Raw genomic sequence first — 15851 nt, forward strand, 5'->3', positions numbered from 1 at the left:
ACAAACAAATGGCTCACACAGGAGGCCTCGCATGGGTAAATTTACAGTTTTAAATCACCCGTTGATTCAGCATAAGCTTACTTTGATTCGAAATAAGCATGCCGGCACTAAGGAATTCCGCGAAATCGCTAACGAAATCGCGGAATTAATGGTGTATGAAATCACACGGGATCTGCCACTGGAAAGTGTTGAGATCGAAACACCGATGGGTAAAACGGTTCAAAAGCAGCTTTCCGGTAAGAAACTTGCGGTTATTCCGATTCTGCGTGCCGGTTTGGGCATGGTGGATGGCGTTTTGCGCCTTATTCCAGCGGCCAAAGTCGGTCACATTGGCATGTACCGTGACGAAAAGACACTGAAGCCGCATGAATACTTTGTTAAGATGCCGCCGGATATCGACCAGCGGGATTTAATCATTGTTGATCCGATGCTGGCAACCGGTGGCTCGGCCAACATGGCGATTGAAGCACTCAAAAAGCGCGGGGCGACATCGATGCGCCTCGTGGTACTGGTTGCTGCTCCTGAAGGGGTTAAAGCTGTTCAGGCCGCTAATCCGGACGTGGACATTTACGCAGCCGCGCTGGATGATCATTTGAATGAAAACGGTTATATTGTGCCTGGTCTCGGCGATGCCGGCGACAGACTTTTTGGGACAAAATGACATGAATTGGCATGTGGTCACGCACATGCCTTTTTCATTTTTAGTTAAAAGATTTTTTGTGGGTGCATTAAGACCCGTGAAAACCGTGGCCGCCGTGAAAAAATCAGTGAAAAAGCCTTTATGACGGCCAAAGTTTCTCTTTTTAGTGCTTTGTTTTTTCACTGAAATGGTGTTAGAGTAATGATTGTGTTTCAAGGGTCTACCCTAGTAACCAACGATTATCGAAGTCTCTGCAATCTTGCCCCATCTTTTCGATGGTACACATGATATGAAGCCACTTCAGTAAGGAGGTGAATTCTGTGAACGAACAATATCCCTCGATCAAGCTTTTCGGCTTAACTTTCAACCTGACCAACGACATTGGTGTTTTGGTTTCGGCAGTTCTGGTATTCTTACTGGTGCTATGGCTGTCACGAAACCTGAAAATGCGGCCAGGTGGCAAGCAGAACGTACTGGAATGGGCCATGGACTTTACAAACGGTATCGTCAAAAGTGCGATGCCCGGTTCGGAGCGCTACACGTTTAATTTATTTGCGTTTACGCTCTTCCTGTTCATTTTTATTAGTAACCAAATCGGGTTATTCATCGAGTTAGATATTGGTAAAGATACTTGGTTCCGCTCACCAACAGCATCCCCGGTGATTACCATGACGATGGCGATGACAGTTCTAGTGCTTTCGCATTATTTTGGCGTTGTCTTCAGAGGTTTCAAAGGTTATATCAAAGGATATGCGTCACCGGTTCCGATTCTCTTGCCAATTAACCTATTGGAAGAGTTTACGAACTTTATCACGCTTTCTTTGCGGCTTTATGGGAATATTTTCGCTGGCGAAGTTTTGGTTCTATTAATTCGGCAGTGGGCCTTTTCCGGCGGTGCACTCAACTTTGTTAGTGCAACGGTAGCCGAGATAGCTTGGCAAGGGTTCTCAGTCTTCATTGGTAGTATTCAGGCGTACGTTTTCGTCACGCTTGGTATGGTTTATACATCACACAAAGTTCTACCCGAGTAACTAATTTAGGAGGAAATTTCTTATGCAATTTTTAGCTGCCTCACTAGCCGCCGGCATTGCTGCCTTCGGTGCTTCAATCGGTAATGGGATGGTCATCAGCAAAACACTTGAAGGTATGGCGCGTCAGCCGGAAATGGCCGGAACCTTGCGTGGTACCATGTTCATTGGTGTCGGCCTGATCGAAGCTGTTCCGATCCTGTCTGTTGTTGTTGCCTTCATGTTGATGCTCCGTTAATTCAGTTCATCAATAAAGAAGGGAGTGGCAAAAGATGAGTTTAGGTGACACACTCTTCACACTTGTTACATTTCTGATCTTGGTGATTGCAGTCGGGAAAGTGGCATGGAAGCCAGTTACTAAAATGATGGCGGATCGCCAACAAAAGATTTCCGGCGACTTGGACTATGCTGAAAAGTCCCGCAAAGATGCGGAAACTTTAGCAGCCAAGCGACGGGAAGAACTGCAACACTCCCAGGCTGATGCTGTCAAGATTGTCAATCAAGCCAAGGAAAACGGCGAGAAGCAACGACAATCATTGGTTGACGCGGCCAATACGGAAGTCGCCACGTTGAAGAAAAATGCGCAAGCAGACATTGACCAAGCCCGTAAAGATGCTTTGGCCAGTGCCAAGAACGATGTGGCTGATTTAAGTCTGACGATCGCACAGAAGTTGATCGGTAAGGAACTTAATGCAGCTGATCAAAAAGATTTGATCGACGACTACATCAAACGGTTAGGTGATGCAAATGGCAGTCACTAATCAAATGGTTGCACCGCGTTATGCAAAAGCATTACTGGAAGCAGCCCATGACCAGGATCAGGTAGCGACAGTTCATGAAGAGTTACAGGCGCTAGCGTCTGTATTCAAAGAAAATCCGACGATCCTGACAATTTTTGATAATGCCCGAATTACGGCAGATGACAAAGCCAACCTGATGGCGACTTTGACCAAGAATGCCAGTCCACTTGTGGCCAACTTATTGAAGTTAACCCAGCAATATGGTCGATTCGGTGCATTGCCGGATATCATCATGGCATTCAATCGCGCTTATGATGATGAAGCCGGTATTATTACAGCGACTGTTACGACTGCAGTTGCTTTGTCAGCAGACCAAGCCGATGCCTTGCGCAGTGCCATTGCTGCGCGTTTTGGCATGAAGTCGACGCAATTGGAACAAATCGTTGATCCGAGCGTCATCGGCGGCGTGCGCATTCAAGCACACGGGTCGGTTATCGATGGAACGGTTAAACACCGTTTCGAGAAGATGAAGGCAGCACTGCTGGCAGATTAGAGATAAGTAAAGAGGTGAACCGGATGAGCATCAAGACTGAGGAAATCAGTTCTCTGATCAAAAAACAACTTGAAGGATATCAAGATGATTTGGCGGCCGAAGAAGTTGGCACCGTTACTTACATTGGTGACGGGATTGCCCGTGCCACTGGGCTGGAAAATGCCATGGCCAACGAATTGCTCCAATTTAGCAATGGCTCATACGGGATGGCGTTAAACCTTGAAACGAACGATGTCGGGATCATTATCTTAGGTGACTTCGATGAGATTCGCGAAGGTGACCAGGTTAAGCGAACCGGTCGGATTATGGAAGTTCCTGTCGGGGACGCCATGATTGGCCGGGTTGTCAATTCCCTGGGACAGCCAGTCGATGGCTTAGGCGCGATCAAGACGGATAAAACCCGTCCGATCGAGTTTAAGGCACCTGGCGTTATGCAACGCAAATCTGTATCCGAACCTTTACAAACCGGATTAAAAGCGATCGATGCCTTGGTTCCGATTGGCCGTGGTCAGCGTGAGTTGATCATTGGTGACCGGAAAACCGGGAAGACATCCATTGCGATTGATACGATTTTGAATCAAAAAGATCAGAATATGATCTGTGTTTACGTTGCGATCGGGCAAAAGGACAGTACGGTTCGTGCCCAGGTCGAAACGTTGAAGAAATATGGTGCGATGGATTATACCATCGTTTTGACGGCTGGCCCTTCTGAACCGGCGCCAATGCTGTACATTGCTCCTTATGCCGGTGCGGCTATGGGTGAAGAGTTCATGTACAATGGCAAACATGTTTTGATCGTGTACGATGATCTAAGCAAGCAGGCAACCTCTTATCGTGAGCTGTCCTTGCTGCTCCGTCGTCCGCCTGGTCGTGAAGCCTACCCTGGGGATATTTTCTATACCCACAGTCGCTTGTTGGAACGTGCTGCTAAATTGAGCGATAAGCTCGGCGGCGGTTCGATGACGGCGTTGCCGGTTATTGAAACCCAGGCTGGCGATATTTCGGCTTATATTCCGACTAATGTTATTTCCATCACGGATGGGCAAATCTTCTTGCAGAGCGATCTGTTCTATGCAGGTACACGGCCGGCGATTGATGCCGGGGCTTCCGTTTCCCGAGTTGGTGGGGATGCCCAGGTTAAAGCCATGAAGAAAGTTGCCGGGACACTGCGGCTGGATCTTGCATCCTTCCGTGAACTGGAAGCTTTCACCCAGTTTGGTTCTGACTTGGATGCTGCTACCCAAGCCAAGCTGAATCGTGGTCGGCGCACGGTTGAAGTTTTGAAACAACCAGTACACAAGCCATTGCCGGTCGAAAAGCAGGTTATCATTCTCTATGCTTTGACCCATGGTTTTCTTGATCCGATTCCAATCGAAGACATCGGCCGGTTCCAAGACGAACTGTTTGATTTCTTCGATAGCAATGCGGCTGATTTGTTAAAGCAGATCAAGGATACCGGTAATTTACCGGACACCGATAAGCTGGATGCACAGATCAAAGCCTTTGCCGGTGGCTTCCAGACTAGCAAACAACTTGCTGCTGCTAAAGGTTAAGGAGGTGCCGCATGGCTGAATCATTAATGGATATCAAGCGCAAGATCGCTTCGACCAAGAAAACCGGTCAGATCACGCAAGCCATGCAGATGGTTTCCGGTGCCAAATTGAGTCAGATCGAAAAGCGGGCCCGAAAATATCAACTTTATGCTGACAAGGTCCGTCAGATTGTGACTCATTTAGCTGCGGGACAACTTCTTGAGTTAGCTAATGCTGCGAATAATGATGCTGAGGCGAATAAGAATCAGCTTGTTTCCGTTGCCAGTTTGCTCGAGAAGCGTCCGGTCAAAAAGACAGGTTACCTCGTGATCACCAGTGATCGCGGATTGGTTGGCAGTTATAACAGTACGGTTTTAAAAGCGATGATGCAGATGATCAAAGACGATCACGAAGGCCCGGATGATTATGTCATGATGGCCATTGGTGGCGTCGGTGCGGACTTTTTCAAGGCCCGTGGTTTGAATCTAGCTTATGAATACCGTGGTGTCTCCGATATCCCGACTTTTAACGAAGTTCGTGAAATCGTGAAAACAGCCGTGACAATGTATGATAATGGTGTGTTTGACGAACTTTACGTTTGCTATAACCACCATGTTAATACGTTAACTTCTGCTTTTCGGGCGGAGAAAATGCTGCCGATCAGTGACTTGGACGTCAGCGAAGTTGAAGACACCAACGTTGAGTACTTGGTTGAACCTGATCTTGACGCTGTCTTGGATGCAGTCTTGCCGCAGTATGCGGAAAGTCTGATCTTTGGTGCGATTATGGATGCGAAAACGGCTGAGCACGCCGCATCGACAACCGCCATGCGCAGCGCAACCGATAATGCCAACGATTTGATCTCGCATCTGTCGACCCAGTTCAACCGGGCACGGCAGGCTGCGATCACGACCGAAATTACTGAAATTGTCGGTGGTGCGGCAGCACTAGAATAAACAGGTATGAGCCGGCTTGTGAATGGGTCGGTTTGTGCTCACCATAACGCGTTCGCCAGCCCAGAAACCTGCGTGTAAGGACCTTGGTCGCAATGGCCAAGTTCGGGCCATCACGCTCAAGGCCGCTTACACTCCGGTTTCTAACCGGGCTGGCTCACGCTCAAGGAGGACGAATATGCCAAATGCAACTGGTAAAATTGCGCAAGTGATCGGTCCTGTTGTCGACGTAGCGTTCCCAATCAATGATAATTTGCCAGAAATCAACAACGCCTTGACAATTACCCGTAAGGATGGCTCCCAGCTGGTGCTGGAAGTTGCCTTGGAATTGGGTGATGGCGTCATGCGGACCATCGCGATGGATTCGACCGATGGCTTGCAGCGCGGCATGGCAGTTCAAGATACTGGCGGTCCGATTTCAGTGCCTGTCGGTAAAGACACACTGGGTCGGGTGTTCAATGTATTGGGTGACCCCATCGATGGCGGCGAAGCTTTTGGACCGGATCATCGGCGTGACAGCATCCACCGTGATGCACCAAAATTCGAAGATTTGAATACCAGTTCTGAAATTCTGGAAACGGGCATTAAAGTCATCGATTTGCTCGAACCTTACCTGCGAGGCGGGAAGGTTGGACTCTTCGGTGGTGCCGGTGTCGGTAAAACCGTTTTGATTCAGGAACTGATTCATAATATCGCCGAAGAACACGGCGGCATCTCCGTCTTCACCGGGGTCGGCGAACGAACCCGTGAAGGGAACGACCTTTACTTTGAAATGAAGGAAAGCGGCGTTCTGGAGAATACAGCCATGGTCTTTGGTCAGATGAACGAGCCGCCTGGTGCCCGGATGCGGGTTGCCTTGACTGGTTTGACAATCGCGGAATACTTCCGTGATGTCGAAGGTCAGGACGTCCTGCTGTTTATCGATAACATTTTCCGGTTTACCCAGGCTGGTTCCGAAGTTTCTGCCTTGCTGGGCCGAATTCCGTCAGCCGTTGGTTATCAGCCGACACTGGCAACTGAAATGGGTCAGCTACAGGAACGGATTACCTCGACGAAAAAAGGATCGGTTACTTCCATTCAGGCTATTTATGTGCCTGCCGATGACTATACCGATCCGGCGCCGGCGACAACTTTCGCCCATTTGGATGCCACAACCAACTTGGAACGGCGTTTAACTGAGCAAGGGATTTATCCGGCTGTTGATCCGCTGGAATCTTCTTCCAGTGCGTTGACACCGGAAATTGTCGGCGAGGAACACTATAATGTGGCCACTGAAGTGCAGCGCGTCTTGCAGCGTTATCGCGAGTTACAGGATATCATCTCTATTTTAGGGATGGACGAATTGTCCGACGAGGAAAAGGTGATCGTTGCCCGTGCCCGTCGCATTCAATTCTTCCTGTCACAAAACTTCAACGTTGCGGAACGTTTCACCGGCCAACCAGGTTCATATGTACCGGTTGAAGAAACCGTTAAAGGCTTCAAGGCAATTCTGGACGGCAAATACGATGACTATCCGGAAGATGCCTTCCGTTCAGTCGGCCGCATTGAAGAAGTTGTCGAAAAGGCTAAGAAGATGGGCTTTGCTCCTGATGAACAGGACACGGATGCTGACGAAAAGCCAGCTGCACAAGCTGCAGCTAACTAAGGAGGCGACGTGTTTTGGCAGAAACGAGCAATGTTCTTCGCGTCAATATCGTGACGCCTGATGGTTTGGTTTATGACCATCATGCCAAGATGTTGGTGGTTCATTCTGTTGCTGGCGAATTAGGGATCATGGCCAACCATGAGCCAATCGTCACCCCGTTAGCGATCGGGGAGGTTGACGTACAACGTGTTGACTCAAGCGATCATAACGATTCAATTGCGGTCAACGGCGGTTTCATGGAGGTTTCGGATAACGTCGCCTCAATCGTCGCTGACTCAGCCGAACGCGAACGCGATATTGACCTGAGCCGTGCTCAAGCAGCACGCGATCGGGCCAAGAAGCGGATCGAGCAGGCCAAGACTGAAAACAACCAAGATGATCTGCGACGGGCGCAAGTCGCATTGCGACGCGCCATCAACCGGATCAACGTTAAAACCAGTCATTAGACTCATGAAGAACAAAAAGGTACTGGAGGCGATTTTGCCTTTAGTGCCTTTTTGTTTGTGAGCGCGAGCCGGCGCGGTTAGAAGTCGGAGTGTAAGTGTCCTTGGGCGCAATGGCCTGGGCTTGGCCATTGCGACCAAGGTCCTTACACGCAGACTTCTGCGCCGGGGAGCGCGTTATGAAAAAGCGTCAGTTTCAGTTAGGCGGACATAACTCTGCTAGGTCAAGCGCTCCTGCTCACGCTCTTGCATGAATGCCGAAAGTGCGGGAAGATAGCGTATGAGGTGATCGCATGTTTCAGGAAATCGGCCTAAATGCCGCCATAACGCTCGTGTCCCATTTTGTTTTCATCATGTTGGCATTCCGGGCATTGAATGCGCTGCGTTTTGAGCGGTTCATTAAGGCCAACCATGTCCGTGAAGCGCAAGTATTGTTGCTTTTCATGGCCGTCGGGTTAGGTTATTTGGTTAGCTCCTTCTTTTTATCGCTCGTTCAAGCAGCTTTAAACTTACCTAAACTTTTCCTATAAAAACCTCGTCTTAACTATGTTATAATGCGATAGTTAGTCAATTTACGAGGAGAGATATATACCCATGGCAAAAGATATTGGGATCGACTTAGGGACAGCCAATGTACTGATCAATGTTAAAGGCAAAGGCATCGTCTTAAATGAGCCGTCCGTTGTCGCCATTGATACCCATACCGGCAAAGTATTAGCGGTGGGGACAGAAGCCTATAAAATGGTTGGGCGCACACCGGGTAACATTCGGTCAATTCGACCACTAAAAGATGGCGTTATCGCTGATTTCGACATTACCGAAGCAATGCTTGAATATTTCATTAACAAATTAAATGTAAAAGGCGTGTTTTCCAAACCCAATATTTTGATTTGTGCCCCAACGAACATTACGGACATTGAGCAAAAGGCCATCATTCAGGCGGCCGAAAAGTCCGGTGGTCGCCATGTCTACCTTGAGTTCGAGCCCAAGGTAGCAGCAGTTGGTGCCGGTTTGGATATTTTCCAGCCGCAAGGGAACATGGTGATCGATATCGGTGGTGGTACCAGTGACATCGCGGTACTTTCTTTGGGGGAGATTGTTACCAGTCGTTCACTGCGGTTAGCTGGCGACAAAATGGACTCTTCGATTGCAGCTTATGTGAAGAACAAACACAAGCTGATTATCGGCGAGCATACCGCTGAACAGATTAAAATCAAAATCGGCGCGGTTTACGACGCCGATCCTAAAGAAACCATTGAAGTTCGTGGTCGGGATATCGCAACCGGCTTGCCGCGTGAGGTTTCGGTGACTTCCGAGGAAGTTTCTGACGCTTTGCACGAAACCATGATGGCGATCATCGACGGCGCTAAAGGTGTCTTGGAAAAGACCCCGCCAGAGCTTTCTGCCGATATTATCGATCGCGGCATTATGTTGACTGGCGGCGGTGCGTTATTGAAAGGCATCTCCCAGTTATTCGCCGCGGAATTGAAGGTGCCAGTGCTCTTGGCTGATGATCCGTTAGACGCGGTTGCTTTAGGCACAGGTGTCTTACTGGACAACATCGAACATCATCGGCAGTACTAGGAGTTAACTTATGGACCCGGAGTATCCGAAACGCATTTTTCATCACATTAAAATTTGGTTGATCATTGCGGCGATTGCGTTGATTTTAGGATTGCTGATCGGTTTTGGTATGGGCGGCAGCAATCCGTTTAAGGTTTTTTTGCCGTCGACGTGGATCCATTTCTTTAATTTCCTGCGTTAGGAGTGGACATGAAGCAAATCCTGACCTGGCTGGTGCGGGGCTACCAGCGGTTTATTTCCCCGTTATTGCCGCCGAGCTGCCGGTATTATCCGACCTGTTCGACGTACATGATTCAGGCGTTGCAGCGACATGGCGCCATTAAAGGGACGCTCATGGGGATTGCCCGGATCTTGCGGTGCAACCCCTTTGTTAAAGGTGGACTTGATCCGGTCCCGGCTTATTTCACGTTGCGGCGGAATCCGCATCCTGAAAATGACTTGGATCTCAGCGACATTCAAAATCTTAATCATAAGCTAGGAGGCCATCATGGCTAAAGAAAGAAACATCAAGGTCACCCAAACGGATGAAACCCGTAATGGCCATACGGTTTCGGTGTTAAAAATCGGTGATCAGGAAATTGGGTTTATTGAACCGGATGGCACCCGGTTTGCTGCTTACGTTGCCGGTTCAGACAAGCCAAATCGCTTTAAAAGTATGGATGATGCTGTCAACGCGTTGATTGCGGAATATCATTTGCATCAGGGTTGACGCGATTTGGCAGAACGCAAACTGGGCGAGCTCCTGGCCCAGCGAGTGTTTTTTAAAATAGTGTATAAACCAGGAGCTTCACAGGAGGTTTGCCGTGGAATCGCACGAAATTAAATCAAATTCTGAAGGCGATCGCATCGACTACGGCATCATTTTGTCAGTCATGCTGCTGGCGCTGATTGGTTTAGTGTCAATTTATCTGGCGGCGTCTCATGATGGTTCGACTTCGCAGAATCCGGTCAGGGCCACGATTATGCAGGCAGCCTGGTACGCGATTGGTGGCATCGGGATCTTCTTCGTCATGCGGTTTGATGCAGAACAGCTGTGGCGAATCGCGCCTTATTTGTATGGTATCGGGATCTTTCTGATGATCGCCGTTTTGATTTTTTATGATCGGGCGACTGAGCTTAATACCGGTGCCAAAAGCTGGTTTGCACTTGGACCAATCAGTTTCCAACCTTCGGAAATCATGAAACCGGCATATATCTTGATGCTAAGCCGAGTCGTCACCCAGCACAATGCAGCTTATTCACACACGATCCAAAACGATTGGAAATTAATTGGCCGCATGGTGTTGTGGACCCTTCCGATTGCCGTCTTGATGAAGTTGCAAAATGACTTCGGGACAACGCTGGTCTTTCTGGCCATTTTTGCCGGGGTCACCTTGGTGGCGGGCATTAATTGGCGGATTCTATTACCGATTGCCTTAGGCGCAGCTGCACTTGGAACACTGGCCATTTTGCTGGTTACGCAGTCGTGGGGCCGGTCGTTTCTCGGCTCAATCGGCTTCAAAACGTATCAATTTGCCCGAATCGATTCATGGTTAAATCCATCTGGTAGCACCAGTGGCGATAGTTACCAATTATGGCAATCGATGAAGGCGATCGGTTCAGGACAGTTAACCGGAAAAGGCCCGTTCCACATGGCCGTCGCGGTGCCAGTGCGGGAATCGGATATGATTTTTTCCGTGATTGGCGAAGCATTCGGGTTTGTCGGCGCAGCGGTGCTGATTCTGTTATACTTTATGTTGATCTATCAGATGATTCGGGTCACGTTTGATACCAAGAACGAGTTTTATGCTTACATCTCGACCGGTGTCATCATGATGATCTTATTCCACGTGTTTGAAAATATTGGCATGAACATCGGCTTGTTGCCACTGACAGGGATTCCGCTACCGTTCATTTCACAAGGGGGTTCATTCCTGCTTGCAAATATGCTATCGGTCGGCATGGTCCTCTCGATGCGCTATCACCATACAAGCTACATGTTCAGCCGCGACACAGAAGATTTTGAATAGGAGCGAGAAAATGGCAACGACTTATTTTTGGCAAGACGAACTGGCGGCGGGTCAGGTTTGTTTGGGGTTAACCCAGGATGCACAGGAAACGTTAGGTAAAATTAAATTTGTTGATTTACCGCAAGTTGGTACGAGTTTAACGGTTGGTAAACCGTTTTTGAGTGTTGAAGCGGAAAAGGCTGTCCTCGATCTTGAGGCACCGCTGGCCGGGACTGTGGTAGATGTTCACCAAGAACTTAGTGACAAACCTGCCTTGTTAGACGAAACCGATCATAATCACAATTGGGTTGTGACTGTTTCAACCAAATAACCCTGACTACCTTTCAGCAGCTTGACAGGTGCGTGGTGTGTACAATTTAAAAAGCAGCTGACATCGACATGATGCCTAGCTGCTTTTTAAATTTCTGATGGTGCAAGTATTAGTTGAAGAACCGCTTTGCCATCTCCTGATAGGTTTTGATGGCAGTCGTGTAGCTGTCTAAGTCGACGTGTTCATCGACTTGGTGGCTGAAATGATTGTCGCCCGGGCCATAAACGATGACGTCAAAGTGGTTGTCAGACCGAATGAATTCAGACGCATCGGTGCCGCCGTAAGCTACCGCAAGTTTGGCTGGCGTACCGGTGACAGCTGCAATTGCCTGATTAGCAGTGGTGACAAGGTGACCATTTTTGTCGGAGTGCACTGGCAGGAATCTGTGTAAAACTTTGAGCGTTAATTTGGCAGACGTAGCTTGATTAGCCTGATCGACTAATTGCTTCAGCAGGTCAACAACTAAGTCAATATTGGCAGCAGGAGTTGGCCGCAAGTTGCCACGTAGATAGGCATGGGCGGGAATCGTGTTGACTTGATCGCCACCGTTGATCACCGTGATTGAATGCCGAAAGACGCCTAAGTCCGGATCGTCCGGTGCTTGATCAAAGGCAGTTGGCTCTCGTTCGGCAAAGGCCACTAATCCATCGATGGCGTTGACGCCTTTTTCCGGTCGCGAACTATGAACCGAAACGCCTTCACTGTCGATTTCGTAGTTGACGGTCCCGCCATGCGCATACTGCAGCAATTTGTCAGTTGGTTCGCCAACAATCAAGCCTGCCAAATCATCGGCATAGCCTTGTTCAGTGAGTTGTCGAGCGCCCATCGCGCCAAATTCTTCACCAACCGTTGCCATGAACCGAATGTGATGTTTAAAACCGGCTTGCTTCAAGGCAATCAGCGCGAGTGTCATCGCCGCCAGACCGCTTTTCATGTCATCAGTCCCGCGACCATACATGACATTGTTGACAATTTTTCCGGAAAAAGGCGGGTACGTCCACGCAGACTCGTCGCCAGGACTGACAACATCTTGGTGACCAGTGAAGCCAAGCACGCGACCACCTTGATTAAGTTCTGCCACTAAATTAACCCGATCATCTTTGTACGGAATCAGTTTGGTAGGAATACCGGCGGCCTCAAACTCAGCCTGCAAAACTTTTGCCACGGCCAGCTCGTGACCGTTTGCTGAGTCAATGCGCATTAATTTTTGCAACAGTGCAACAGGATCTGTCATATTTGCTCATCCTTTCAGTGCGATGTTTCATGACCGCTTAATTGAACTTTTCACCGACGGCCAATGTTGAAGCAAGCTTACACTCTTTTTGAATTAAAATTCAATGTTTGACTACTAAAAAATTTGTGCTAAACTCATGAATACAAACTTGAAATTGATGATAAACGGACTAAGTGAGTAGCGGTCGCAAGACAGTACAGAAAACCCGAATTGATGAGAGCGGGGTTGCAAGCGCGCGCGAATATGGCTTAGTGCACACGGCACACCGAACATTTTGTGTAAGGCTGTGATGGCCAGCGCCCATTAACGCGCTCCCGGATGAATCCGTCCGGTGAGTGGGTCGCGCACAGCACGGCCAATTAGAATGGTACCGTGGGTGAAGCTCACTTCTAACTGTCTTTGGTTAGAGGTGGGCTTCTTTTTTTGAGCGCGAGCAGGAGCATTTAGAAATCGAAGTGTAAGTGGCCTTGAAGCCCAAATGGCTGGGCTTTGGCCATTTGGGCTTCAAGGTCCTTACACGTAGATTTCTGCGACTGCGAGCGCGTTATAGAAAGCGAAAGCTAAACCCTCACCAAGCCCTCAACAGTACGAGTACTAAGGTATGAAAACCACTGCGCCCAAGGTCCTTACATGCAGGCTTCTGCGCTGGGAAGCGCATTATAGACGTTATAGATAGGCAACCCGGTGAACGCAAGCCACTACATTCATAGTCCGTTTATCATTCAATCAAGCCAATAGAGCTGAGCACCGAATATACGAGGAGGATTCAAGATGAAGCGTTTTTGGAAGATTTTTGCCACCATTGCAGTGTTAGGACTGATTTTGGTTGGCTGTGGCAACAGCAGTAGTAGCAGTCAGAAGCAGACAACGGTCAAGATTGGGGTCGTTGGTGCGGATAATCGGGTTTTGCAATCAGTTGCCAAGAAGGTCAAGAAACAGGGTATCAACATTAAAATTGTCCAGTTCTCTGATTACAACCAACCTAATACAGCGTTGAAGGATCATGATATTGATTTGAACTTATTCCAGCATCAGTATTTTCTGAACAACTGGAACAAGACGCATCATGGTGATCTTGTCAGCATCGGTCAGACGATTATTGCGCCGTTAGCGATTTATTCTAAGAAGATCACGAAAATTAGTCAGATCAAGCAAGGCGACACGATTGCGTTGCCAAATGACCCGACTAACGAAGGCCGCGCGTTACAGTTGCTGCAAGCGGCAGGCTTGATCAAGCTCAATACGAAGGTGGCTTTGCCAACGACCCGTGATGTGACCGCCAACAAGCTGAATTTGAAGCTCAAGGCGGTCGATGCCGCGCAAACGGCCAGTTCCTTACCAGATGTTGCAGCGTCCGTGATTAACTCAGGCGTGGCTCAGGATGCCAAGTTGAATCCTAAGAAGGCTATTTACACGGAGAAGGTCAACAAACAGAGTCAACCTTGGATTAACGTGTTTGTGGCGAATAAGAAGGACAAAAATAATAAGACTTACCAGAAAATTGTGAAGGCATTCCGGACGAAGGATACGGCTAATCTGATTGAAAAACTGTATCATGGGAGTGAAGTGCCGGCCTGGACACAGAAGTTTTAAGATCGTGGGTAATGTGTTTAGGAAAACTGTTGGGTTGGCATTCCGAGTGCCGATTTGAGGAATTTTCAGGTGGCTAGTGGCTTGTTTGTTTGGAGAATGGCATGATAAGTTTATGAGGACAAAGCGACGCCAAAACGCGTTCGCAGGCCCAGAAACCTTCGTGTAAGGACCTCAGGCGCAATGGCCAAGATCGGGCCATCACGCCTGAGGCCACTTACACTCCGACTTCTAAACGCGCCAGTTCACGCTCTGCCTAAACGCGTTCGCGTGGCCAGAAACCTGCACATAAGGACCTTGGTCGCAATGGCCAAAGACAGGCTATCACGCCCAAGGCCACTTATGCTCCGGTTTCTAAACGGCCACGCTCACGCTCTCTCTAACCTTTTGCTTGACAAGTCCCTCTTCTTTCGTCTAAACTCATCTTAATTCATTTCGGGAAACGAATGATATGAGTGAGTAGATTTGATGAGACTGTACAGAAAACCTGATTAGCTGAGAGCAGGGTAGTTGATTGAATCGAAGATGGCTCATTGATCGGTATCGCTGAGCAGTGGTTAGGCGATGATGGCTGGCGGTCATTATTCCGCACACAGGTGATTGCCTGTTACTGAGGGCGCTTTGGCGTCGAATTAGAATGGTACCGCGAGCTGGCTCGCTTCTAAAACATTGTGTTTAGGAGCGAGCTTTTTTATTTTTCCAAAAAGCTTGCGCATATTGTTCGTGAACCCGAACGAGGAGGAAAAGTTTATGAAGTCTTGGAAAAGAGCCATTATCACACTTGCTTTGGTTTTGCCATTATTTGTTTTAGCAGCCTGTGGTAAGTCGTCATCAAGCACTAGCAAAAGTACCACGGTTAAAGTCGGCATCATGAGTACGGACAAGGAGATCTGGACGGACATCCAGTCACGGTTAAAGAAGCAGGGTGTGACCATCAAACTGGTGCAGTTTACGGATTATAACCAACCGAATCAGGCACTGGAAGACGGCGACATTCAATTGAATGCTTTTCAGCACCATAATTTCTTAGACAACTGGAATAAGAAACACAACACTAAGATCGTCGATATCGGTGCAACTTATATCGGGCCGATGCGCGCTTATTCCAACAAGATCAAGTCGCTCAAAGAAGTGAAAGCAGGCGATAAGATTTCCTTGCCTAACGATCCTTCCAACGAAGGCCGGGCGCTGCAGTTACTCGCGCAAAACGGCTTGTTGACACTGAAAAAGGGTGTGGCATCGCCAACCATTCGCGATATTACGGAAAATAAGCTTAACTTGAAGTTTACCGAACTGGATGCAGCCCAGACCGCACGCTCACTGGATGATGTGGCAGTGGCCGTTGTCAATAATGATATTGCGGCAGCAGCCAATCTGAAGCCGGCCAATGCGATTGCGGTTGAAAAGATTACCAAGCAGTCTAAGCCATGGGTTAACTTCATAGCTGCCAAGTCGGCGAAAGACAAGAACAACGCCACTTACAAGAAGATTGTCAAAGCTTACCAGACGAAGCGGACGGCTGAGCTGCTGAAGAAGGTTTACAAAGGCTCAACATTGCCAGCCTGGAACTACAAGTTTTAATTAGAAACG

At 48.5% G+C, this 15851-nt stretch carries 19 protein-coding genes; 18 read left to right on the forward strand and 1 reads right to left on the reverse strand.

Features of this window, described 5'->3' with window-relative positions; translation table 11 throughout:
• Positions 1-31 precede the first annotated feature (31 nt).
• The 16 genes from upp to LACSTY_RS05880 all read left to right on the forward strand — a co-directional run bounded on the left by upp (position 32) and on the right by LACSTY_RS05880 (position 11437).
• Entirely contained in the window at positions 32-661 is a 630-nt protein-coding gene (gene upp, locus LACSTY_RS05805; protein ID WP_010488901.1) for a uracil phosphoribosyltransferase, read from the forward strand.
• A gap of 299 nt (positions 662-960) precedes the next feature.
• Positions 961-1671, forward strand: a complete 711-nt coding sequence (gene atpB / locus LACSTY_RS05810; RefSeq protein WP_010488899.1) for a F0F1 ATP synthase subunit A — start codon at positions 961-963, stop codon at positions 1669-1671.
• Between the two features lie 22 nt (positions 1672-1693).
• A complete protein-coding gene (atpE, locus tag LACSTY_RS05815; RefSeq protein WP_010488897.1) occupies positions 1694-1906 on the forward strand; it encodes a F0F1 ATP synthase subunit C in 213 nt (70 codons plus the stop codon).
• Positions 1907-1940: 34 nt separating this feature from the next.
• Positions 1941-2429, forward strand: a complete 489-nt coding sequence (atpF, locus tag LACSTY_RS05820) for a F0F1 ATP synthase subunit B (RefSeq protein WP_010488895.1) — start codon at positions 1941-1943, stop codon at positions 2427-2429.
• Positions 2416-2961, forward strand: a complete 546-nt coding sequence (gene atpH, locus LACSTY_RS05825) for an ATP synthase F1 subunit delta (protein ID WP_087911997.1) — start codon at positions 2416-2418, stop codon at positions 2959-2961. Before atpF ends, atpH begins: the two co-directional genes overlap by 14 nt.
• Positions 2962-2984: 23 nt before the next feature.
• Entirely contained in the window at positions 2985-4514 is a 1530-nt protein-coding gene (gene atpA / locus LACSTY_RS05830) for a F0F1 ATP synthase subunit alpha (RefSeq protein ID WP_025012634.1), read from the forward strand.
• Between the two features lie 11 nt (positions 4515-4525).
• Positions 4526-5449, forward strand: coding sequence for a F0F1 ATP synthase subunit gamma (locus LACSTY_RS05835; protein WP_047105963.1), 924 nt, complete (start codon positions 4526-4528; stop codon positions 5447-5449).
• A gap of 175 nt (positions 5450-5624) precedes the next feature.
• Positions 5625-7091: a F0F1 ATP synthase subunit beta gene (gene atpD / locus LACSTY_RS05840; protein ID WP_087911998.1), complete on the forward strand. Its 1467-nt coding sequence runs from the start codon at positions 5625-5627 to the stop codon at positions 7089-7091.
• Between the two features lie 14 nt (positions 7092-7105).
• Entirely contained in the window at positions 7106-7537 is a 432-nt protein-coding gene (locus tag LACSTY_RS05845; protein WP_087911999.1) for a F0F1 ATP synthase subunit epsilon, read from the forward strand.
• Positions 7538-7827: 290 nt separating this feature from the next.
• Entirely contained in the window at positions 7828-8064 is a 237-nt protein-coding gene (locus LACSTY_RS05850; RefSeq protein ID WP_010488885.1) for a DUF1146 family protein, read from the forward strand.
• 64 nt (positions 8065-8128) lie between these two features.
• Positions 8129-9118: a rod shape-determining protein gene (locus LACSTY_RS05855; protein ID WP_025012631.1), complete on the forward strand. Its 990-nt coding sequence runs from the start codon at positions 8129-8131 to the stop codon at positions 9116-9118.
• Between the two features lie 10 nt (positions 9119-9128).
• On the forward strand, positions 9129-9299 hold the full coding sequence (locus LACSTY_RS05860) for a DNA-directed RNA polymerase subunit beta (RefSeq protein ID WP_010488880.1): 171 nt from the start codon (positions 9129-9131) through the stop codon (positions 9297-9299).
• Between the two features lie 8 nt (positions 9300-9307).
• Positions 9308-9613 carry a membrane protein insertion efficiency factor YidD gene (yidD, locus tag LACSTY_RS05865; RefSeq protein ID WP_010488878.1) on the forward strand — a complete coding sequence of 102 codons (306 nt, stop codon included), beginning with the start codon at positions 9308-9310 and terminating at the stop codon, positions 9611-9613.
• Positions 9606-9827, forward strand: coding sequence for a DUF2969 domain-containing protein (locus tag LACSTY_RS05870; RefSeq protein WP_025012630.1), 222 nt, complete (start codon positions 9606-9608; stop codon positions 9825-9827). Before yidD ends, LACSTY_RS05870 begins: the two co-directional genes overlap by 8 nt.
• A gap of 94 nt (positions 9828-9921) precedes the next feature.
• Positions 9922-11127 carry an FtsW/RodA/SpoVE family cell cycle protein gene (locus tag LACSTY_RS05875; RefSeq protein ID WP_049169598.1) on the forward strand — a complete coding sequence of 402 codons (1206 nt, stop codon included), beginning with the start codon at positions 9922-9924 and terminating at the stop codon, positions 11125-11127.
• A 10-nt stretch (positions 11128-11137) separates the two neighbouring features.
• A complete protein-coding gene (locus tag LACSTY_RS05880) occupies positions 11138-11437 on the forward strand; it encodes a glycine cleavage system H family protein (protein ID WP_087912000.1) in 300 nt (99 codons plus the stop codon).
• Positions 11438-11546: 109 nt separating this feature from the next.
• Here the strand turns inward: LACSTY_RS05880 and LACSTY_RS05885 are convergent, their stop codons facing one another.
• Positions 11547-12671, reverse strand: coding sequence for an ArgE/DapE family deacylase (locus LACSTY_RS05885; RefSeq protein ID WP_087912001.1), 1125 nt, complete (start codon positions 12669-12671; stop codon positions 11547-11549).
• 771 nt (positions 12672-13442) lie between these two features.
• Here LACSTY_RS05885 and LACSTY_RS05890 point away from each other — a divergent pair.
• Together LACSTY_RS05890 and LACSTY_RS05895 are read left to right on the forward strand one after the other, a co-directional pair.
• Positions 13443-14264, forward strand: a complete 822-nt coding sequence (locus LACSTY_RS05890; protein WP_087912002.1) for a MetQ/NlpA family ABC transporter substrate-binding protein — start codon at positions 13443-13445, stop codon at positions 14262-14264.
• A gap of 747 nt (positions 14265-15011) precedes the next feature.
• Positions 15012-15842, forward strand: a complete 831-nt coding sequence (locus LACSTY_RS05895; RefSeq protein WP_087912003.1) for a MetQ/NlpA family ABC transporter substrate-binding protein — start codon at positions 15012-15014, stop codon at positions 15840-15842.
• Positions 15843-15851: the final 9 nt, after the last annotated feature.

This window comes from Lacticaseibacillus styriensis (assembly GCF_030770295.1).
Lineage (GTDB): Bacteria > Bacillota > Bacilli > Lactobacillales > Lactobacillaceae > Lacticaseibacillus > Lacticaseibacillus casei.